General features: G+C 72.7%; 16 protein-coding genes. 9 read left to right on the top strand and 7 right to left on the bottom strand.

Going from position 1 to position 17,653, the window contains the following annotated elements; genetic code table 11:
- The first annotated feature begins 178 nt into the window (after positions 1-178).
- Complete coding sequence (locus ACFYML_RS07710; protein WP_387419834.1) at positions 179-952, top strand: D-Ala-D-Ala carboxypeptidase family metallohydrolase; 774 nt, start codon at positions 179-181, stop codon at positions 950-952.
- Between the two features lie 134 nt (positions 953-1,086).
- Here ACFYML_RS07710 and ACFYML_RS07705 read toward each other — a convergent pair whose 3' ends face one another.
- The 3 genes from ACFYML_RS07705 to ACFYML_RS07695 all read right to left on the bottom strand — a co-directional run bounded on the left by ACFYML_RS07705 (position 1,087) and on the right by ACFYML_RS07695 (position 4,516).
- Positions 1,087-2,511, bottom strand: coding sequence for an ATP-binding protein (locus ACFYML_RS07705; RefSeq protein ID WP_387419833.1), 1,425 nt, complete (start codon positions 2,509-2,511; stop codon positions 1,087-1,089).
- Between the two features lie 77 nt (positions 2,512-2,588).
- A complete protein-coding gene (locus ACFYML_RS07700) occupies positions 2,589-3,290 on the bottom strand; it encodes a response regulator (RefSeq protein WP_387420009.1) in 702 nt (233 codons plus the stop codon).
- Positions 3,269-4,516: a sensor histidine kinase gene (locus ACFYML_RS07695; RefSeq protein WP_387419832.1), complete on the bottom strand. Its 1,248-nt coding sequence runs from the start codon at positions 4,514-4,516 to the stop codon at positions 3,269-3,271. Before ACFYML_RS07695 ends, ACFYML_RS07700 begins: the two co-directional genes overlap by 22 nt.
- 132 nt (positions 4,517-4,648) lie before the next feature.
- Between ACFYML_RS07695 and ACFYML_RS07690 the strand changes: the two genes are divergently transcribed.
- Genes ACFYML_RS07690 through ACFYML_RS07680 form a run of 3 tightly spaced genes read left to right on the top strand, consistent with a single transcriptional unit; the run spans position 4,649 to position 7,052 of the window.
- Positions 4,649-5,545 (top strand): ABC transporter ATP-binding protein, encoded by an 897-nt coding sequence (locus ACFYML_RS07690; protein ID WP_387419831.1) that lies wholly within the window; start codon positions 4,649-4,651, stop codon positions 5,543-5,545.
- On the top strand, positions 5,542-6,333 hold the full coding sequence (locus ACFYML_RS07685) for an ABC transporter permease (RefSeq protein WP_387419830.1): 792 nt from the start codon (positions 5,542-5,544) through the stop codon (positions 6,331-6,333). Before ACFYML_RS07690 ends, ACFYML_RS07685 begins: the two co-directional genes overlap by 4 nt.
- A gap of 2 nt (positions 6,334-6,335) precedes the next feature.
- A complete protein-coding gene (locus ACFYML_RS07680) occupies positions 6,336-7,052 on the top strand; it encodes a hypothetical protein (protein ID WP_387419829.1) in 717 nt (238 codons plus the stop codon).
- 72 nt (positions 7,053-7,124) lie between these two features.
- Here the strand turns inward: ACFYML_RS07680 and ACFYML_RS07675 are convergent, their stop codons facing one another.
- Positions 7,125-9,254 carry a hypothetical protein gene (locus tag ACFYML_RS07675; protein WP_387419828.1) on the bottom strand — a complete coding sequence of 710 codons (2,130 nt, stop codon included), beginning with the start codon at positions 9,252-9,254 and terminating at the stop codon, positions 7,125-7,127.
- 179 nt (positions 9,255-9,433) lie between these two features.
- Positions 9,434-9,640, bottom strand: coding sequence for a hypothetical protein (locus ACFYML_RS07670; RefSeq protein WP_387419827.1), 207 nt, complete (start codon positions 9,638-9,640; stop codon positions 9,434-9,436).
- On the opposite strand from ACFYML_RS07670, the gene ACFYML_RS07665 reads away from it, so the two are divergent.
- Positions 9,639-10,901 carry an Nramp family divalent metal transporter gene (locus ACFYML_RS07665; RefSeq protein ID WP_387419826.1) on the top strand — a complete coding sequence of 421 codons (1,263 nt, stop codon included), beginning with the start codon at positions 9,639-9,641 and terminating at the stop codon, positions 10,899-10,901. The genes ACFYML_RS07670 and ACFYML_RS07665 overlap by 2 nt on opposite strands.
- A gap of 71 nt (positions 10,902-10,972) precedes the next feature.
- Positions 10,973-12,112: an oxalate decarboxylase family bicupin gene (locus ACFYML_RS07660; protein ID WP_387419825.1), complete on the top strand. Its 1,140-nt coding sequence runs from the start codon at positions 10,973-10,975 to the stop codon at positions 12,110-12,112.
- Here ACFYML_RS07660 and ACFYML_RS07655 read toward each other — a convergent pair.
- Positions 12,051-14,138 (bottom strand): LuxR C-terminal-related transcriptional regulator, encoded by a 2,088-nt coding sequence (locus tag ACFYML_RS07655; protein ID WP_387419824.1) that lies wholly within the window; start codon positions 14,136-14,138, stop codon positions 12,051-12,053. The genes ACFYML_RS07660 and ACFYML_RS07655 overlap by 62 nt on opposite strands.
- Positions 14,139-14,275: 137 nt before the next feature.
- Here ACFYML_RS07655 and ACFYML_RS07650 point away from each other — a divergent pair, with 137 nt between their 5' ends.
- The 3 genes from ACFYML_RS07650 (at position 14,276) to ACFYML_RS07640 (ending at position 16,472) form a co-directional block, all read left to right on the top strand.
- Entirely contained in the window at positions 14,276-15,286 is a 1,011-nt protein-coding gene (locus ACFYML_RS07650; protein WP_387419823.1) for a ParA family protein, read from the top strand.
- Entirely contained in the window at positions 15,283-15,720 is a 438-nt protein-coding gene (locus ACFYML_RS07645; protein ID WP_387419822.1) for a Rho termination factor N-terminal domain-containing protein, read from the top strand. Before ACFYML_RS07650 ends, ACFYML_RS07645 begins: the two co-directional genes overlap by 4 nt.
- A gap of 200 nt (positions 15,721-15,920) precedes the next feature.
- The gene (locus ACFYML_RS07640; RefSeq protein WP_387419821.1) at positions 15,921-16,472 is read left to right on the top strand and encodes a DUF1697 domain-containing protein; all 552 of its coding nucleotides are present in this window, start codon (positions 15,921-15,923) and stop codon (positions 16,470-16,472) included.
- A gap of 35 nt (positions 16,473-16,507) precedes the next feature.
- On the opposite strand, the gene ACFYML_RS07635 is transcribed toward ACFYML_RS07640, so the two are convergent.
- Positions 16,508-17,503: an MBL fold metallo-hydrolase gene (locus tag ACFYML_RS07635; RefSeq protein WP_387419820.1), complete on the bottom strand. Its 996-nt coding sequence runs from the start codon at positions 17,501-17,503 to the stop codon at positions 16,508-16,510.
- Positions 17,504-17,653: the final 150 nt, after the last annotated feature.

Below are 17,653 nucleotides of genomic sequence, written 5' to 3'. Positions count from 1 at the left end.
CCGAATGGGCGTTTCCGAGAATTGGTGCAATTTGCAGAAACAGCCCTTGCCTGCGGTTATGAGGCTGATTCGGGTAAAAGCCTGCTGATGGATCGAAACCGTGCCAGGGTGGATGAGCCGGGACGTCCCACCCGACGCCCTGATCGCACCCCAATCGCACTCCAATCAGGAGGAATCTGTGCGCGTCCATACCTTGAAACGGATCGCCGTCGCCTTCGCGCTGGCCCTGCCCGGGGCCGCGATCGCCACGGTGGTCGCCGCGCCCCCGGCCCACGCCGACGGGTGCTACACCTGGAACCGCACCCTCGCCCAAGGGCGCTCCGGCGAGGACGTCCGCCAGCTGCAGATCCGGGTGGCCGGCTGGGCCGCGTACCGGAACATCGTCCGCGTCGACGGCCGGTACGGTCCCGAGACGGCCGCCGCGGTCCGGCGGTTCCAGTCGGCGTACGGGCTGCGCGCCGACGGCATCGCCGGCCCGCAGACCTTCGCCAAGATCTACGAGTTGCAGGACAACGACTGCACGCCGAAGCACTTCAGCTACACCGAGCTGGACAACGGCTGCGGCATCGGTGGCTGGACCGGCGGCCCGCTCTCCGCGAGCGCGACCCGGGCCAACGCGCTACGGCTCATGTGGAAGCTGGAGGCGCTGCACCACAGCCTTGGCGACCAGCCCGTCCACGTGAACAGCGGCTTCCGCAGCTTCACCTGCAACCGGCGCGTCGGCGGCGCGTCGGACAGCCAGCACCTCTACGGGAACGCGGCCGACCTGACCTCGCGTACCTCGTCGCTGTGCCGGATCGCCCGGGAGGCCCGCAGCCACGGCTTCAGCGGCATCTTCGGCCCCGGCTACCCGGGCCACAGCAACCATGTCCACGTGGACGCGCGCCGGGAGAACAACGCCGACAAGAGCGCGAACACGACCACGTGGTCCGCCGCACGCTGCGGGATCTGACCAGGGCGGAGTCGATGTCGACGGCGGCCCGACGCAGGGGGTGGGGAGCCCTGCGGCCGGGCCGCCGTCGGCGTCGCCTCGGGCGCCATTCGGGCTCGGGAGTGCGTGACGCCACGCCGCGGCCGGAGCGGTCGTCAATCCCGCCAGGCGCCGAGCAGTTCCTCCGGCGAGATGATCGACACACCTTCCATAGCTGCCTCGGACCGGGACACCGCCACCAGCGGGACATGCTCGTCCGCGCCGGGCAACCGGGAGCGGTGCATGAGCAACCGGCCCAGGTCATGGGCGTCGAAGGGCCGGTTCTCCAGCCACTTGACGGACCCGACGAAGGTGATCCGGCGGGCAACCGGTGCCCGGTCCGCGCCAACCAGGTCGATCTCCGGATCATTGGTACGGGTCCAGTAGCCGCCGACCACGGCTGTGTCCCCGGGCAGGCCATCGGCAGGAAGCCGGCGCAACGACTCCCGCACCACCGGCTCCACTGCCCGTCCCCGCCAGGACGTCCACGAGGTAGTGACCCGGCGCAGCGTCAGATCACCCCGTCCCCGTTCGATCTCCGGCAAATGGGGGCCGAGGAATGACAACCAGAACCGGAGGTAGGAGTCGGCCACCGTGTAACGCGTCTCCCGGGACGGCCGGGTGGAGAGCGGGGTGTCCACCTCGACGATGCGCTTGGCGACCAGTAGCCGCAGGGCGCGATTGAGGGAGGCCTGCGGCAGGTCCCCGGCGGCCCGCGCGATGAGGGAGAACGTCCGTTCGCCGGAGCCGATGGCCCGCAGTACCAGATCGGCTTGGGACTGCGGGGGAAACTCGACCGCCAGCGCCCGTTCGGCGCTGACCAGCAGGGCCGAGGTGGGATCCGTGACGGCGTCGGCCAGGTAGTCGCGCAGCGAGGCGCCGGTGGGCCACTCGTCGAGGACCAACGGCAGCCCGCCCGAGACCAGGTAGGCGTCGAACGCGTCGGCCGCGGAGACGCCCAGCATGTCCCGCACATCTGCCGGACTGAGCGGCGGGATCACCATCTCGGTGGCCCGCTGGTGGAAGGGCCGCCCGTAGTCGTTGAGCGCCTCCATCATGGCGAGGTCCGAGCCGACGCAGATGAGCAGCACCGGCAGCCGGGACAACTCCCGGTCGAACACCTTCTGCAAGGTGCCCTCGAATCCGGGATCTGTGGCCATCAGATACGGCAACTCGTCGAGAACCACCACGCTGGGACGGTCCGACGGCAGTGCGGTGGCGAGCAGGGTCAGGGCGGCATCCCAAGTCGCCGGGCGCTGGTCGGCGAAGAGGTGAGCACTGGGCAGGCTGGAGCCGGCCGCGGCTTCCACGAACAGGGCGAGATCAGCGGCGACGGTCGGCTGCGCGGAGGCGGTGAAGAACAGGTACGGCACGTCGGCACGGTCGACGAACTCCTCCACCAGTCGGGACTTGCCCACCCGGCGCCGTCCGCGCATCAGGAGGGCGCGGCCGGGGCGCCCCGCTCGACCGCCGCGGCTGACCCGGCCCAGCATGCCGTGGAGAGCTGCCAGTTCCCGGGTACGTCCCACGAATCCGGCCATGCGCTCCCCCGCAATACTCTCACCAGTGATACAACCAAAAATGATAGCAAGATGCCCGGCGAACGGGCCGGCGCCGCTCAGACCAGGCCGGCGTCGTGGACGAGCAGCGCCACCTGCACCCGGTTGTTCAGCTCGAGCTTGGTCAGCAGGCGCGACACGTACGCCTTCACGGTCGCCACGCTCATGAACAGCTCCGCCGCGATCTCGGCGTTGGTCCGGCCCCGCCCGAGCGCGACCGCGACCTCCCGCTCCCGCTCACTGAGCCCGTCCAGCAGCCGCAGCGCCCGGTCCCGCCGGGGGTCCGCGCCCACCTCGGCCGGGGCGGCGGCGGTCACGTGCCGGATGAGCTGGCGGGTCACCGTCGGCGACAAGGTCGCCTCCCCCGCCGCGACCCGGCGGATCGCCTGGACGATCTCGGCGGGTGGCGTGTCCTTGAGCAGGAAACCGGCGGCGCCGGCGCGCAGGGCCCGCAGCACCTGGTCGTCGGCGTCGAAGGTGGTCAGCACCAGCACCTCGGGCGGCCGGGGCAGCGCCCGCAGTGCCTCCGTGGCGGTCAGCCCGTCCACCCGGGGCATCCGGATGTCCATCAGCACCACGTCCGGCCCGTACGCCTCGACGGCGGCCGGCACCTCGGCGCCGTCGGTCGCCTCCCCGACCACCCGGACGTCCGGCACCCCGCCGAGGATCATCGACAGGCCGGCCCGGACCAGCGCGTCGTCGTCGACGATCAGCACCCGGACCGGTTCCGCGCGGGCGTTCACGCCGGCCACGGCAGCCAGGCGGCGAGCCGGAAGTCGCCCGAGTCGTCGCGCCCGTACTCCAGGCGGCCGCCGGCCAGGCTGACCCGCTCGGCGATGCCGACCAGGCCGGTCCCGGCACCCGGCAGCTCCGGACTCCTGGACCCGCCGACGGGCCAGCGGTTACGGATCTCGACAGTGAGCCCCGCGCCGGGCTCGCCGATCAGCTCCACCGTGACCGCGGCCCCGGCGGCATGCTTGCGGGCGTTGGTCAGGCCCTCCTGCACGATCCGGTAGACACTGCGCCCGAGTGCCGCCGGCATTCGTTCCGCCGCGGTCACCCGATCGCGCAGATCGACCCGCATCCCGGCCGCCCGCGACTCTTCGACCAGAGCCGCGAGGTCCGCCAGCGTGGGCTGCGGGCGTTCCGGAATCCGCTCCGCGCCGGTCTCCGCGCGGAGCACGCCGATCACCTCGCGCAGGTCCTGCAGGGCGGCGTGGGCGCTGCCCCGGATCACCCCGGCCGCCTTCGCCACCTCGTCCGGCGGTGCGTCCGGACGGAACTCCAGAGCGCCCGCGTGCAGGCTGAGCAGGGAGATCCGGTGGGCGAGCACATCGTGCATCTCGCGCGCGATCCGGGTGCGCTCCAGCTGTCGGGCCTGCGCCACCCGCAGCTGCTGCTCAGCCTCGGCCCGCTCGGCCCGCTCCCGCAACGACACGACCAGTTGCCGGCGGGCCCGCACGAACATCCCCCAGGCGAGCACGAGGAAGCTGAGCACCACGCCCCAGGCGGTGGCCGCCCAGTACGGCAGGGAGGGCTCGGGGCGCAGGTAGTTGAAGGCGAGGTTGGTGATCATGCCGGCGGCGGTGACCCCCAGCGCGACGGCCGCCCGGCGGTGCACCACCACGGTGAAGTAGATGATCAACAGGGGGCCCGCGGCCGCCAACGAGAACAGGGTCAACGGCAGGGTCGCGACGGCCAGGCCCAGCGGCCACCGACGCCGCACCCAGAGCAGGGCGCAGCAGGCCAGCCCGAGCAGCGCGTCGGCCGTGATCATCCACGGCTGCGCCAGCGGCTCGGCCATCTCCGGATCGGGCGAGGCCGCATCGGCCGTGGCGAGCACGACCCAGCCGAGGCCGAGCAGGAAGCACAGACTGTCGATGATCCAGTCCCGCGTGGTGCGTCGCGGTCGCGCTCCCGCCGCCGGATTCAGCGTCAGCGCCCCCGGCAACAGCCAGGGGTGCTCGGGCACGGCGCTGCTGGTCACGCCCTCATGCTAGGCAGGCATCGGCGAGTCGGACCAGCGACCAAAGTCGACACCTGAGCGTCGACCTCGGTCGAGGCGATGCCGACCGCCGGCCGCTGCGGGTGGCCGGGTGGCGCGGGCAGGCTCACCGGCATGATCGAGGTTGACCACCTGACCAAGCGCTACGGCCCGCTCCCGGCCGTCGACGATGTCTCGTTCCGCTGCGAGCCGGGCACGGTGACCGGCTTCCTCGGCCCGAACGGCGCGGGCAAGTCCACCACCATGCGGATGATCTGCGGCCTGACCCCGCCGACCTCGGGCAGCGCCACCGTCGCCGGGCTGCCCTATCGGCAGTTGGGCAACCCCGGCCGGGAGGTCGGCGTCCTGCTGGACGCGTCCGCGCAACACGTCGGGCGGACCGGTCGGGAGGTGCTGACCGTCGCCGCGAGCACGATGGGCGTGGACCGGCGGGAGGTCGCCGCGAAACTCGACCTGGTCGGATTGACCGGGCCCGCGACAAAGCGCCGGGTCCGGGCGTACTCCCTGGGGATGCGGCAGCGGCTCGGCCTGGCACTGGCCCTGCTGGGTGATCCCCGGGTGCTGATCCTCGACGAGCCGGCCAACGGCCTCGACCCGGAGGGCATCTTCTGGATGCGCGGCCTGCTGCGCGACTTCGCCGACCGGGGCGGCACCGTGCTGCTCTCCTCGCACCTGCTCCGCGAGGTGGAGGCGGTCGCCGACCGGCTGGTCGTGATCGGCAACGGCCGGGTGGTGGCCCAGGGCGGCAAGGACGAACTGCTCGCCGGCGCCGGCACCCTGGTCCGGGCCCGCGACCAGGGCGCGTTGCGCGTCGCGTTGGACCGGGCCGGGCTCGACGCCGACCAGGTCACCGACGGCCTGCTGGTGCGGGCCGAGGCCGAGGCGGTCGGACAGGCCGCCGCCGACGCGGGCGTCGCCCTCAGCGAGTTGCGACCGGCCAGCAGCTCCGGCCTCGAACAGCTCTTCCTCTCCCTCACCTCCGACGCGCCGACCAGGGAGGACGCCCGATGACCACCACCACGCCCGCACCCGCCCCGCCCACCGTCACCCGCCGGGCCGACCGGCACCAGCCGTCGCTGGCCCGGCTGACCGGGGTGGAGCTGCGCAAACTCGCGGACACCCGGGCCGGATACTGGCTGCTGATCACCATCGGCCTGGTCGCCGCCGGCATCGTCACCGTGCAGCTCTTCGTCCTTCGCGACGAGCAGCAGAACTTCGCCGACTTCTTCGTCCCGTCGCTGCTGCCGGTGGGGCTGCTGCTGCCGGTGCTGGGCATTCTGTCGATCACCGCCGAGTGGTCGCAGCGCACCGCGCTGACCACGTTCACCCTGGTGCCCAGGCGGGAGCGGGTGGTTTTCGCGAAGCTCGCCGCGATGGTGCTGGCCGCGCTGGGGTCGGTGCTGGTCAGCCTGGCCGTGGCCGCCGTCGCCACGCTGCTCGCCCGGGCCACCGGCGGCGCGGGCGCCTGGTCGTTCGACGGGTCCATGCTCCTGCACGCGGCCGTGCTGCAGGTCGTCAGCGTGCTGATGGGCGCCGGGTTCGGGTTGCTGCTGCTCAACACGCCGCTGGCGATCGTCACCTACCTGCTGCTGCCCACCCTCTGGACGATCCTCGGCGGGATGATCTCGGCGCTGCGCGGGCCCGCCCGCTGGCTGGACACCGGGGTGACGATGGAGCCGCTGCTCGGACCCGACGTCACCGCGGGGCAGTGGGCACGCCTGGCCGTGTCGCTGCTGGTGTGGATGGTCCTACCGCTGGCCGCCGGGCTGGTCCGGACGCTCCGGCGGGAGGTGTCCTGACCATGACCACGCGGGGGTACGGCGACACGGTGGTCAGCGGCGGCGCCGGAGAACTGGTGCTGATGTGGGCCGGCTTCCCGCTGCTCGGGGCCGGGCTGGGCGCGGCGCTCACGGCCGCGTCCGGCTGGCTGGCCGGCCTGCCCTGGTTCCCGTTCCAGGGCTGGTTCAAGCTGCTGGCCCGGCTGCCCGACGAGCGGGCGTACGCCGGGGGCGCGGCGGCACTGGCGCTGGTCGGGCTGATCGTCGCCTACCTCGGCACCCGGGAGCGGTTGACCGTGACGGTGGGCCGGGCCGGGGTGCGGCTGCACCGCGACGGCCACGGCCGGGACGTGGCCCGGGCCGGGGTCGCGGGGGTCTTCCTGGACGGGAAAACGCTGGTGCTGCTCGACGCCGAGGGCGGGGAACTGGCCCGGGAGAAGTCCGACCTGGACCAGGGCCGGTTGCGTGCCGCGTTCACCGGGCAGGGCTGGCCGTGGCTGGAGCAGGACCCGCACCGGGCGGCGTACCGGCGCTGGGTGGAGGGGCTGCCGGGGCTGCCGGCCGGGGCGGACGCGCTGCTGCGGGCCCGGCAGCGGGCGGTCGAGGCCGACCGTGGCGGCGAGGTGCGGGAGCTGCGCGAGGAGCTGGGCCGGCTCGGGGTGGTGGTCCGCGACGACGGGAAGCGGCAGTACTGGCGGCTGGTGCCGGGCCAGCCCGACCGGGACGGCGACCGCCGCTAGCGGGTGGCCGGTGACCGCCGACGGCGACGGGCCCGCGCCGACGTGCGGCGCGGGCCCGAAGGGGTACGGAACTTACTTCGCGTTGCCGGTGTTGGTCACCCGGAACGTGTAGTCCGCGTCCAGGTAGGTGAGGTCACCGGTCGGCAGGTTGGAGATCAGGACGGCGAAGTCGTCCTGGTTGCCGTTGGCGCACTTCGTCTTCAGCCCGCTGGCGGTGAACTGGTCGCCGGTGGACCGGTAGACCCAGTTGCCCGCGCCGTCGGTGGTCTCCCCCGGCGAGGTGACGCCCGGGGTGAGGTCGCAGTGGCTGACCACCTGGACCGTCCAGTTGTTGTCCTGCACGCCGCTGGTGGCGAACCAGTTGCCCGCCGCCGAGGTGAGGTTCGCATCGGCGCCGTTGACCTTAACGTCGTCGACGAACCAGCCGGTGTCCATGTACGCGGCGTCGGTGGAGTACCGGAACCGCACGTCCGTCGCGCCGGCCGGCAGGTCGGCGGTCAGGTGCTGGTAGGCCGGGTCGTCCACGAAGTACCGGCCGCCGGAGGTGCCGGTCAGGCCGTTGCCCTCCTCGTTGTTGCCGTGCGGGTCGTCGTTGGTGGTGACGACCTGACCGGCGTCGTTGCGCACCGGCACCGTCACCCAGTTGCCGTTGACCAGGGCCTCGACGAAGCCGTAGTCCCAGCCCTCCTCGATGAAGTACCAGCTCCAGAAGTCCAGCGAGGTCACGCCGCCGGAGGTGTCGACGTCGAGGATGTTGTCGTCCTGGCTCTCGTACCCGGCGTACCAGTGGGTCGTGCCGGTGTGCGGCGCGATCACCGTCTCGTCGTCGCCGTCGAAGGCCAGCGCCACGGTCGGGCCGGGGTTGCGGAACCGCTCGACGGACATGCCGAACGGCACGGCGGTGGTGTCGGGGCGGTTCTTCAACCGCGCCCACTTGGCCTCCGGAGTGGCGCCCTGGTAGTGGCCCCGGCCGCCCCAGAAGACGTCGTCGGCGATGTCGATGGTCCAGGAGGTGTCCGCCGGGTCGCCGAAGTCGAACGCCTTGATGTCGTAGATCGGCGACTTCTCGTCGTCCAGGTAGACCGCCACCGACCAGTCGCGGAACAGGTCGGCCGCGCTGCGCAGGTGCGCGCCGGTCGCCGCGTTGAAGCTGTCGATGGCGTTCTGCACGCCGGCCATGCCGTCGGCCTGTTCCTCGAAGATCTTCTTGATGAGCAGGTCACCGGCCTTGCCGTCGTACTGCTTGTCCGGCGTGTAGGTGCCGTCGCCGTTGCCGCCGGCCTGCTCCCAGAGGTACTGGAAGTAGGTGAAGGAGGCGCCGTAGTTGGCCAGGGTGCTGCCCCACCGGGTCAGCGAGGTCTCCTCGTAGAAGACCTGCTGGTTGCTCAGGTGCGAGCCGCCGGCGTCCAGCCCGTTGAGGAAGATGGCGAAGTCGGCCAGGCCCTCGTCGACCCAGGACAGCTCGCCCGGGTCGCTGTAGTTGTGCAGCAGGTGCTGCAGCTCGTGCGCGACGGTGCCCTCGTACAGCTCGGGGCGGTCGTTGGCCGGGTTGTTGTCGCGCCACGGCGAGTCGTTCGGGCCGACCCGGTTGGCCCAGTCCAGGGCGTCGACCACGATGACGTTCATGCCGTTGGTCTGGATGAAGTCCGGCGCGAAGTAGCCGGCGGTGTAGGACGTCTGCGCGCAGTCGTAGTACGCGTCGTCCTGGATGTTGTAGAGCACCATGACCAGCGAGTCGCTGGCCGGCTCGTCCGGGTCGGCCGCATCCATCGGGCCGAAGTGCTCCTCGTCCACCGCGACGATCTGGTTGGCGAGCTTGTCACCGACGTAGTTGATCTGCGCCTGGGTGAGGGTGAACTGCGCCGCCGTGGCGGTGGCGCAGGGGGTGAACCCGTCGCCCGGGTTGTGGTCGAACTGCGGGTCGAGGCTGGCCACGCCGGCCGGCGCGGTGCCGTCGAGCGGGGTGCCCTTCGGGACGTAGATGTAGATCGGGGTGCCGTCGGGCGTGGTGTTGGCGTACACCCGGGTGAAGTCCTGGTTGTAGGTGCCGCCCGCCGCGCTGTCGTTGATCGGCAACGTGATGGTCGGCTCGCCGGGAAGGTTCTCGTGATCGTTGGCCTGGGCCGGGGCCGAGACCGTGAAGGCGAGCGCGGTGGCGCCCGCCACCGCCGCCGCGATCCGGCTCGGTCGTTTCAATAGCACGCGGATTCCTCCTGCTGGTGAGGCGGTGATCAGCGTCGGCCACCGCCGTCGGTTAACAGGGTCGCCCCGGTGGATGCTGCACCGAGCAGCTTTTGACCAGGGGATGTTGGCTTCAGGCAACCACTTGGGACAGTGCGCTGCGAAGCGGCGGCAGGTCACAAAGTCGGCACGAACGGCCCTCACACACCGCCGTACGGATGATGGCCGCGAACCATCCGTACGCCCTCCAGGTCGATCGACGGCAGTTCGGCCAGGAGCCGTCCGATGCCGAGCGCCACGCGCCCCGGGTCGCCGACGCCGCCCGGAGCGGGCCGGGCGGTGGCGAAAACAGACCCCGCGATCGCGTGATGTGTGGCTGGCCGGCCCGGCCGGACGATCAGCGGCATGACCACGATCCAGCAGCTGCGGCCCACCGGACGGGCCGCAATCCCCGCCCGGCCCCGCGTCGCGCCCCTGCTGGGGCCGGGCTTCGTCGCCGCCATCGCCTACATCGACCCCGGCAACGTGGCGACGAACCTGACCGCCGGGGCCACCTCCGGTTACCTGCTGGTCTGGGTGGTGGTGGCAGCGAGCCTGGTGGCGGTGCTGGTGCAGTTCCAGGCGGCCAAGCTCGGCGCGGCGACCGGAAAGAGCCTGCCGCAGCTCAGCCGGGAGCGGTTCCCCCGCTGGGCGAGCCGAGCCCTGTGGGTGCAGGCCGAGGTGGTCGTCCTCGCCACCGACGTGGCCGAGTTCGTCGGGGCGGCCATCGGCATGCGGCTGCTGTTCGGCATGCCGGTCGGCCTCGCGGCGGTGGTGACCGGCGTCCTCTCCCTGCTGATGCTGGAGCTGCGGCGGCGTGGCCGGACCCGCCGCCTCGAGCTGGTCAGCGCCGCCGCGCTAGTGACGGTCGGGGTCGGCTTCCTCTACAACCTGTACGCGGTGGGCCACCAGTCGGCCACCGCCGCCCTGCACGGCCTGACCCCCCGCCTGGACGGCACGGAGTCGGTGCTGCTGGCGATGGGCATCGTCGGCGCGACCGTGATGCCGCACGCCGTCTACCTGCACTCTGCGATCGTCCGTACCGGCGGCCGACCCGCCGAGGCGGCGCGACGCTCGCCGGCCCTCATCCGGCGCGCCCTACGGATCGACTGCGGCGCGGCGCTCGGGCTGGCCACCGTCGTGAACGTCTCGATGATCGCACTCGGCGCCGGCCTGCACGAGGCGAGCGGTGGCGGGTGGACCGGTGACATCGTCGCCGCCCACAGCGAGCTGCTGACCAAGGTGGGCGGGGGTGCCGCGCTGCTGTTCAGCATCGCCCTGCTCGCCTCGGGTCTGTCGTCCAGCGGGGTCGGCACCCTCGCCGGTGACGTGGTGATGGACGGCTTCCTGGCCCGCCGCATCCCGGTACGGCTGCGCCGCCTGCTCACCATCACGCCCGCCGTGCTCGCCCTGCTGTTCGGGGCGCCGCTGACCGGACTGCTGATCGCCAGCCAGGTGGTGCTCTCCCTCGGCGTACCGGTCGCGCTCTTCCTCCTCGTCTGGTTCTGCCGGGACCGGGCCCTGATGGGGTCGCTGGTCAACGCCCCGCTGACCACCCGCGTGGCCGCCACCGCCGGGGCCGCGGTGGCCGCGGTCGGCTGCGCGCTCCCGCTGCTGCTCCTCGCCTGACCACTGCCCGGAGGACCGATGCGGAACCCGCACGTCCCGCACCAATGAACCGATCGAAGGAGTTGACCACCATGGCACAGGACACCGCACCACAGCCGGTACGCGCGGATGGCGGCAGGCCGGACACCGGTCCGCGCAACGTGATGCTCGACCGGCAGAACCCCGACCTGCTCGTCCCCCCGCCTACCGACCACGGCACGGTGCCCAACCTGCGCTTCTCCTTCTCCAACGCGCACACCCGCATCGAGCAGGGCGGCTGGGCCCGCGAGGTCACCCAGCGGGAGCTGCCGATCGCCACCGAGCTGGCCGGCGTCGACATGGCCCTCGAACCCGGGGCGTACCGGGAGCTGCACTGGCACAAGCAGGCCGAGTGGGCGTACGTGATCAACGGCAGCTGCCGGATCGGCGCGGTCGACCACGAGGGCCGCAACTTCCTGGAGGACGTGCAGCAGGGTGACCTGTGGTTCTTTCCGAAGGGCGTGCCGCACCACATCCAGGCGCTCGCCGACGGGGTGGAGTTCCTCCTGGTCTTCGACGACGGGCTGTTCTCGGAGAACGACACGTTCCTGATGAGCGACTTCTTCGCGCACGTGCCGAAGAGCGTCGTGGCCAAGAACTTCGGCTGGTCGGTCGACCAGTTGGACGCCCTGCCGGAGCGGGAGAAGTACATCTTCCAGGGCGAGCTTCCCCCACCGCTGACCGAGGACCGGGTGGTGAGCCCGGCCGGTGACGTGCCGCGCAGCTTCAAGCACCGGCTGCGCGCCCAGGCGCCGCACCGCTTTCCCGGCGGCTCGGTCCGGATCGCGGACACCACCAACTTCGCGGCGTCGACCGACATCTCCGCGGCCCTCGTGGAGATCGATCCGGGTGGCCTCCGCGAGCTGCACTGGCACCCCACGGACGACGAGTGGCAGTACTACATCTCCGGGCAGGGCCGGATGGGTGTGTTCGCCAGTACCGGCGTCGCTCGGACGTTCGACTTCCGGGCCGGCGACGTGGGGTATGTGCCGTTCGCCTACGGGCACTACATCGAGAACCTCGGCGACGAGCCACTGGTGTTCCTGGAAATGTTCCGCAACCCCCGTTTCCAGGACATCTCCCTCGCCCAGTGGATGGCCAACACGCCCGCCGAGGTCATCTCGGACACCATCAACCTGCCCCGCGAGATGATCGAGGCGCTGCCGAAGGAGAAGCGTCCGGTGGTCCGCTGAGCCGCGCGGGGGCGGCCGGGACCCGATCCGCCGCCGAGGCGGGCGGCTCCCGGCCGTCCCACAGCCGGGCCAGTTGCAGCCGGCTGCGGATGCCGAGCTTGGCGTAGATGGCGCGCAGGTGCGTGTCGACGGTGTGGAACGACAGGTACAGCCGGCCGGCCACCTGCTGTTTGGTGGCCCCGGCCGCCAGCAGTTCGGCGATCCCGGCCTCCCGGGCGGTCAGCGCGGCCAGGCCGTGCTCAGGGGCCCCGGGGGCGGGGCGGCGACGGGTCCGGTCGAGTCGGTGCAGCCACCGCTCGGCGCGCGCCTGGTCGCCCGCCGCGCCCGTGCGGCCGTACCGGGCCGCCGCCTCCTCGCCGGCGGCGCGGGCCTCCGCCAGCCGGACCCGGGGCGAGCGGGCGAGGTCGAGGAGGGCGTCCGCGAGCGCCGGCCCGGCGCCGGTGGTCCGCAACGCCCGCACCGCGGCCCGCAGCGCCTCCGGGTCGCGGCGGACCAGGGCGTCCGCGTGACCGGCAAGGCCACGCCAGAGCGGCACCGGGGTCCGGTCGGCCACCTGCGTGAGATGGCCGGCGGCCGTCCGCGCCCGCGGCAGGTCGCCGAGCAGCAGCAGGGCCCGGACCAGGCGGGGACCGTGCTGGGCGGCCAGCAGCACCGGACGGGCCGACCGGGCCAGGTCTTCGGCGGCGGTGCGGATCAGCGCGGGGTGGCGCAGCGGGTCGGGGTCGGCGGCGGCCGCGCAGCGCAGCGGCGCGTACGGCACGTTGTCGGGCCAGGGCCGGTCAGGGTGCGCGCGGTCGATCAGCGTCCGGGCGGCCTCCGGGCGGCCGAGGCGGTACGCGACCTCGGCGCGGACCGCGAGCAGCGTGGCGCGTGCCTCGTCGGTGAGCGGGGCGGCCGGTCGGTCCAGCGTGAGCCGGGCCTGCGCGTCGGCCTCCAGGAGTTCCCCGACGCCGAGCAACCGCAGGCAGGACAGCGCCGCCAGGGTCGGCCGGGCCGCCGCGGGGAGGTCGGCGTACGCCGTGTCCAGCGCGACCGCCGCGTCCTCGTACGCGCCGAGCGCGAGCTGGACGGTGATCCGCTCGGTCCGGACGGCCGCGGCTTCCCCGCGTACCGCCGGCCGGCTCGGATCGACGGTGGCGAGGAGGTCTCGGGCGGTGTGCACGGCACCGAGGGAGATCGCCCGGGTGGCCCGGGCGAGGACGAGCCGTACGCCCGCCGGGGGCGACGGATGGGCGGCCTGCGCTCGGCCCGCCTCGCCGAGCAGACCGTCGGCGTCCGGATGGCCGACCAGGCACGCGATCGACGCCTCGGTGGCGAGCAGCCAACCGCGGTGGTCCGGACCGGACGGGTGCCCGCTGCGGGCCCGGCGAAGCTGGTCGAGGGCGATGGAGGGGCGGTGGGCCGCATGTCCGGCCCCGAGCCGGCCGAGCAGCAGGGCCCGCTCCGTACCGCCGGCCCGGTCGGCCGCGAGTTCGGCGGAGAGCAGGTCGAGCGCCTCGGTGGACCGTCCCGCGAGGACGAGCAGGTCGGATGCCGCGAGCAGCCATCTGGTCCGGGTCCGGGCGTCGGCCCGGGTCAGTGCGGCGAGCAGCAGGTCCGCCCCGGTCGACGGGTCGACCGGGGCGGTGGTGGCGAGCTGGTCGACCAGTTCAGGGTCCGCCTCACCGGTCGCCCGTAGGGCTGACAGCAGGTGGTCGGCGGCGCGGGACGGGTCGCTGTCGGCGAGCAGCCGCGCGGCCCGCCGGTGCAGGTCACCGAGGAGGGATCGGGGCAGTCCGTCCAGCAGCCGGTCGCGTACCGCCGCTGCGACGGTCAGCCCGTCCCTGTCGTCGGTGAGCACGCCACGGGCGGTGAGGGCCACCACCGCGTCGGCGACCTCGGCGGCGGGCAGCCCGGTCAGCCGCTGGACGTAGCCCAGCCGGCAGGGGCCCGACGCGACCGCGACAGCCCTGGTCACCGACCGTTCGGCGGCGGTCGACGGTGGATCGTCGTGGTGCGGGCCGGCCGCTTCCGGTGGTTCAGCCACGGCACCGAATCAACCACGGCTGCCGGGCCGGGGCGGGCGTTCTAGGTGAAAGCCGCTCGGAACGGTGACGCCGGAGAGCCGGGGAGGTAACACGGGATTCCGGCCCGCCCGTTACCGTTCCGGTCGGGGAGGTGCAGGTGTACGTCGTATCGGTGATCAACTACAAGGGCGGGGTGGGTAAGACCACCATGACCGCCAACCTCGGGGCCGAGCTGGCCAACCGGGGGATGAAGGTACTGCTGATCGACCTCGATCCGCAGGCCAGCCTGACGTTCAGTTTCTACGAGCCGGACGACTGGCGGGACCGGCTGCGCGACGAGCGCACGGTCAAGCGCTGGTACGACGGACTGCGCGGGGACACCCCGGCGGTGGCCCTCGGGGAGCTGGTGGTTTCGCCCGGCCCGGCGAACGCCCAGCTGAAGGGTGCGGGGCGGCTCGACCTGATCGCGTCCCACCTCCAGCTGGTCGACATCGACCTGGCCCTGGCCCGGGGCGTCGCCGACGGCGACGAGTACGACGCCGAGCTGTTCCGGGTCCGCGGTTCGCTCGACCAGGGGCTGCACGACCCGGCGCTGGACCCGTACGACCTGGTGCTCATCGACTGCCCGCCGAACTTCAACGTGGTCACCCAGTCGGCCATCATCGCCAGTGACCACCTGCTCATCCCGGCGAAGGCCGATTACCTGTCCACCCTCGGCATCGACTACCTGCACGGCAATGTCCGCGAGCTGGTCGACCGGTACAACGCGGACTCCCGCCGATTCGCCAAGATCCGGCGTCACCACAAGGTCGCCCCGGACATCGCGGGCGTGGTGTTCACGATGATCCAGCTGATGGCGCAACAGCCGCTCGCCGCGCACCAGGGCTACATGGACCAGGTACGCGCGCTGGGCGTGCCGGTGTTCCCCACCGCGCTGCGGGAGAACGTGACCCTGTTCGCCACGAACACGCCGCGCGGGGTGCCGGTGGTGCTGCGGGACCGGGTCACCGCGCCGGCGGTCCGCGAGGAGCTGCGTCAGATCACCACCGAGTTCCTGGCCCACCTCCAGCCCGCCTCGGCGGCAGCGCCCTCCTCCCCCGCCGCCAACGGCGCGGCGGCAACCCCCGACGTCCCCGTCACCAGCGGCGCGACGGGGGCAGACGGATGAGCGACCCGACCCTCGCCGTGCTGGCCCGGGTGGCCGCATTCCTCGGCGGTCTGTCCGCGGCGGAGGTGGCCGACCTGGCCGCGGGACACGCCCGGCTCGCGCTGCTCCCGGCCGCCGCCGACCCCGCGCCGCCCGCCCCCGGCGTCGCCCCGGCGCCGGGGAAAAGGGGCAGTGCACCGGCAGCCGCCGGACGGGCGGCGCCACCGGGCGTGATCCAGGACGTGGAGCGGGCCCAGGCCGCGCTCGCGGCGATGCCCCGGCGCGAGGACGGTACGGCGTACCTGGGGTCGTGGACGACCCGGGAACTGCGGGCGCTGGCCGCCCGGCTGGGACTGCGCGGGACCGCCGGGCTGCGGAAGATGGAGCTGGTCGAGCGGATCGTCGAGCGCACCATCGGCTTCCGGCTCAACTCCACCGCCATCCGCCAGCGCTGAGCCGCGACGTCGCGGCGCAGCGGTCCGGGAGCAGGAGTGTGGTCCGCCGCCGCCTGCTGAGCCGCCCGGGCACATACCTCGTGAGTCGCTGTCGACCTGATGTCGCAGACGATTCACACCACACGGGCCGGCGCGGCCAGCCGGGCGGCGCCGGGGGCCCTAGGCTGGGCGCGAGTGACGCCGAGGCGAGGAGGCCCAGGATGGCCGACGGCAGCAACCGCTACGCCGCCCTGCTGCGGGGCGTCAACGTCGGCAGCACCCGGCTCGCCATGGCGGACCTGCGTCGCCTGGTCGCCGACCTCGGCCACGAGGACGTGAAGACATACCTGCAGAGCGGCAACGTGGTCTTCACCAGCCCACCGACGAAGGACGAGATCCTGGCCGAGGGCATCGAGCGCAAGCTCGCTGACGAGCTCGGGCTGCGGGTTCCGGTGCTGGTCCGCGACGGCGGCGAGTTGGCGGCGGTCGCCGACGCCAGCCCGTACGCGGGGAAGCAGGACGACCCGACCCGGGTGCTGGTGGCCTTCCTGTCGGCCAAGCCGACCGCGGCGAAGGTCAAGGACCTGACCGTGCCGGCCGGCGAGCAACTCGAGTACGCGGTGATCGGCCGGGAGTTGCACCTGCACTTCCCGGACGGCGGCTACGGGCGGACGAAGTTCACCAACGCGTACCTGGAGAAGAAGTTGGGGGTGGTGGCGACGACCCGCAACTGGAAGTCGGTGCTGGCCCTGCGCGATCTGACCGAGGGCTGAGCGGCGGGGCCGCCGGGGCCCCGCCGCGGCCGGCGTCAGAAGTGGTACGCGGTGTGGTACTCAGGCAGCAGCACGCGGCTGCGCGGCGACACCTTGCGCACCGCGGCGATCAGGTCGTCGAGGCGCTTGCGGTCGCTCTCCGCGACCGTCGGCGGGTTGGTCAGCCTGGTCTCGAAGTTGTCCCAGTGCACCGGCACCACGACCTTCGGGTAGTCCAGTGCGGCCATCAGCCGGGGCACGTAATCGGCGGTGGAGGTGGTGGCGGCGGAGGCGACCATCGCCACGTCGGGGGCCAGCCCGGCGAGGTTGCGCTCGTTGAGGTCACTCGCCCCCATGAAGAACACCGCCGGGCCGTCCGCGATCCGGATCTGGTACGCCAGGGTGTCCCCCTCAGGCAGGTCGGCGATGGTCTGCGGCTTCGGCGGCGGGGTGAGGCGTACGCCGGGGAAGGCCATCGACCAGGACGCGTTGCGGCTGTGCAGGGAGCTGACCACCTCGACCGTGTAGTCGCCGAAGTCGAGCACCTCGCCGCCCTTGACCGGGGCGAGCTTCCCGGACGGCAGCCCGTACGCCAGTCCCAGGTGGTACGCGGTCAGCGTGCCGAAGACCCGGGCGCCGGTCCGGCCGGCGATGTGGGGCACGTCGTTGAAGTGGTCCCAGTGGGTGTGCGTGACGAAGATGTTCTCCGCCCGGTCCACCAGCGAGTCGATGACCTCGGCGTTCACCTCCAACGGGGTGTCCTGATCGAACTTTCCCGTGAACAGGCCGGTGTCGAAGCGGCTCAGGTACGGGTCGACCAGCACCGTGCGGTCGCCGATGTCGATCCGCCAGCCGGACGTACCCCACCAGCGGAAGCTGACCGGGCGGGAGCGGCGGGCGCCGGTGGTGGTGAGCGGTGCGGCGGTCGCCGGAGCGGCCTGGGCCGGCCCGGCGAGCGCGCCGGCGCCGAGGCCGACGGCGGAGACGGCGGCGGCGCCGGCCGCGGCGTCGCGCAGGAAGCGGCGGCGGTCGTACGAGCGGTTCTCGGGCATGGTGGGTCCTCCCCCGTGCGGTGGGTGATCGGTGGCACCAGCCCACCATCGGCCGGTTCGCCCTGTCCAAGATCGAACAGCGGCACGGTCGATACGTATTCGCATATCACCGCAGCTCAACGGGGTAACCCTCGGCCGCGGGTGCGGGCG

The organism is Micromonospora sp. NPDC007230 (assembly GCF_042869115.1).
Taxonomy (GTDB): Bacteria; Actinomycetota; Actinomycetes; order Mycobacteriales; family Micromonosporaceae; genus Micromonospora.
This window is presented reverse-complemented; position numbering and strand designations above follow the sequence as displayed.

Excerpts from the sequence above, each read along its gene's own strand:
- ACFYML_RS07690 (WP_387419831.1), top strand. The coding sequence starts at position 4,649 with ATGATCGAGGTTGACCACCTGACCAAGCGCTACGGCCCGCTCCCGGCC.
- ACFYML_RS07660 (WP_387419825.1), top strand. The coding sequence starts at position 10,973 with ATGGCACAGGACACCGCACCACAGCCGGTACGCGCGGATGGCGGCAGG.
- ACFYML_RS07685 (WP_387419830.1), top strand. The coding sequence starts at position 5,542 with ATGACCACCACCACGCCCGCACCCGCCCCGCCCACCGTCACCCGCCGG.
- ACFYML_RS07680 (WP_387419829.1), top strand. The coding sequence starts at position 6,336 with ATGACCACGCGGGGGTACGGCGACACGGTGGTCAGCGGCGGCGCCGGA.
- ACFYML_RS07640 (WP_387419821.1), top strand. The coding sequence starts at position 15,921 with ATGGCCGACGGCAGCAACCGCTACGCCGCCCTGCTGCGGGGCGTCAAC.
- ACFYML_RS07665 (WP_387419826.1), top strand. The coding sequence starts at position 9,639 with ATGACCACGATCCAGCAGCTGCGGCCCACCGGACGGGCCGCAATCCCC.
- ACFYML_RS07705 (WP_387419833.1), bottom strand. The coding sequence starts at position 2,511 with ATGGCCGGATTCGTGGGACGTACCCGGGAACTGGCAGCTCTCCACGGC.
- ACFYML_RS07645 (WP_387419822.1), top strand. The coding sequence starts at position 15,283 with ATGAGCGACCCGACCCTCGCCGTGCTGGCCCGGGTGGCCGCATTCCTC.
- ACFYML_RS07635 (WP_387419820.1), bottom strand. The coding sequence starts at position 17,503 with ATGCCCGAGAACCGCTCGTACGACCGCCGCCGCTTCCTGCGCGACGCC.
- ACFYML_RS07670 (WP_387419827.1), bottom strand. The coding sequence starts at position 9,640 with ATGCCGCTGATCGTCCGGCCGGGCCGGCCAGCCACACATCACGCGATC.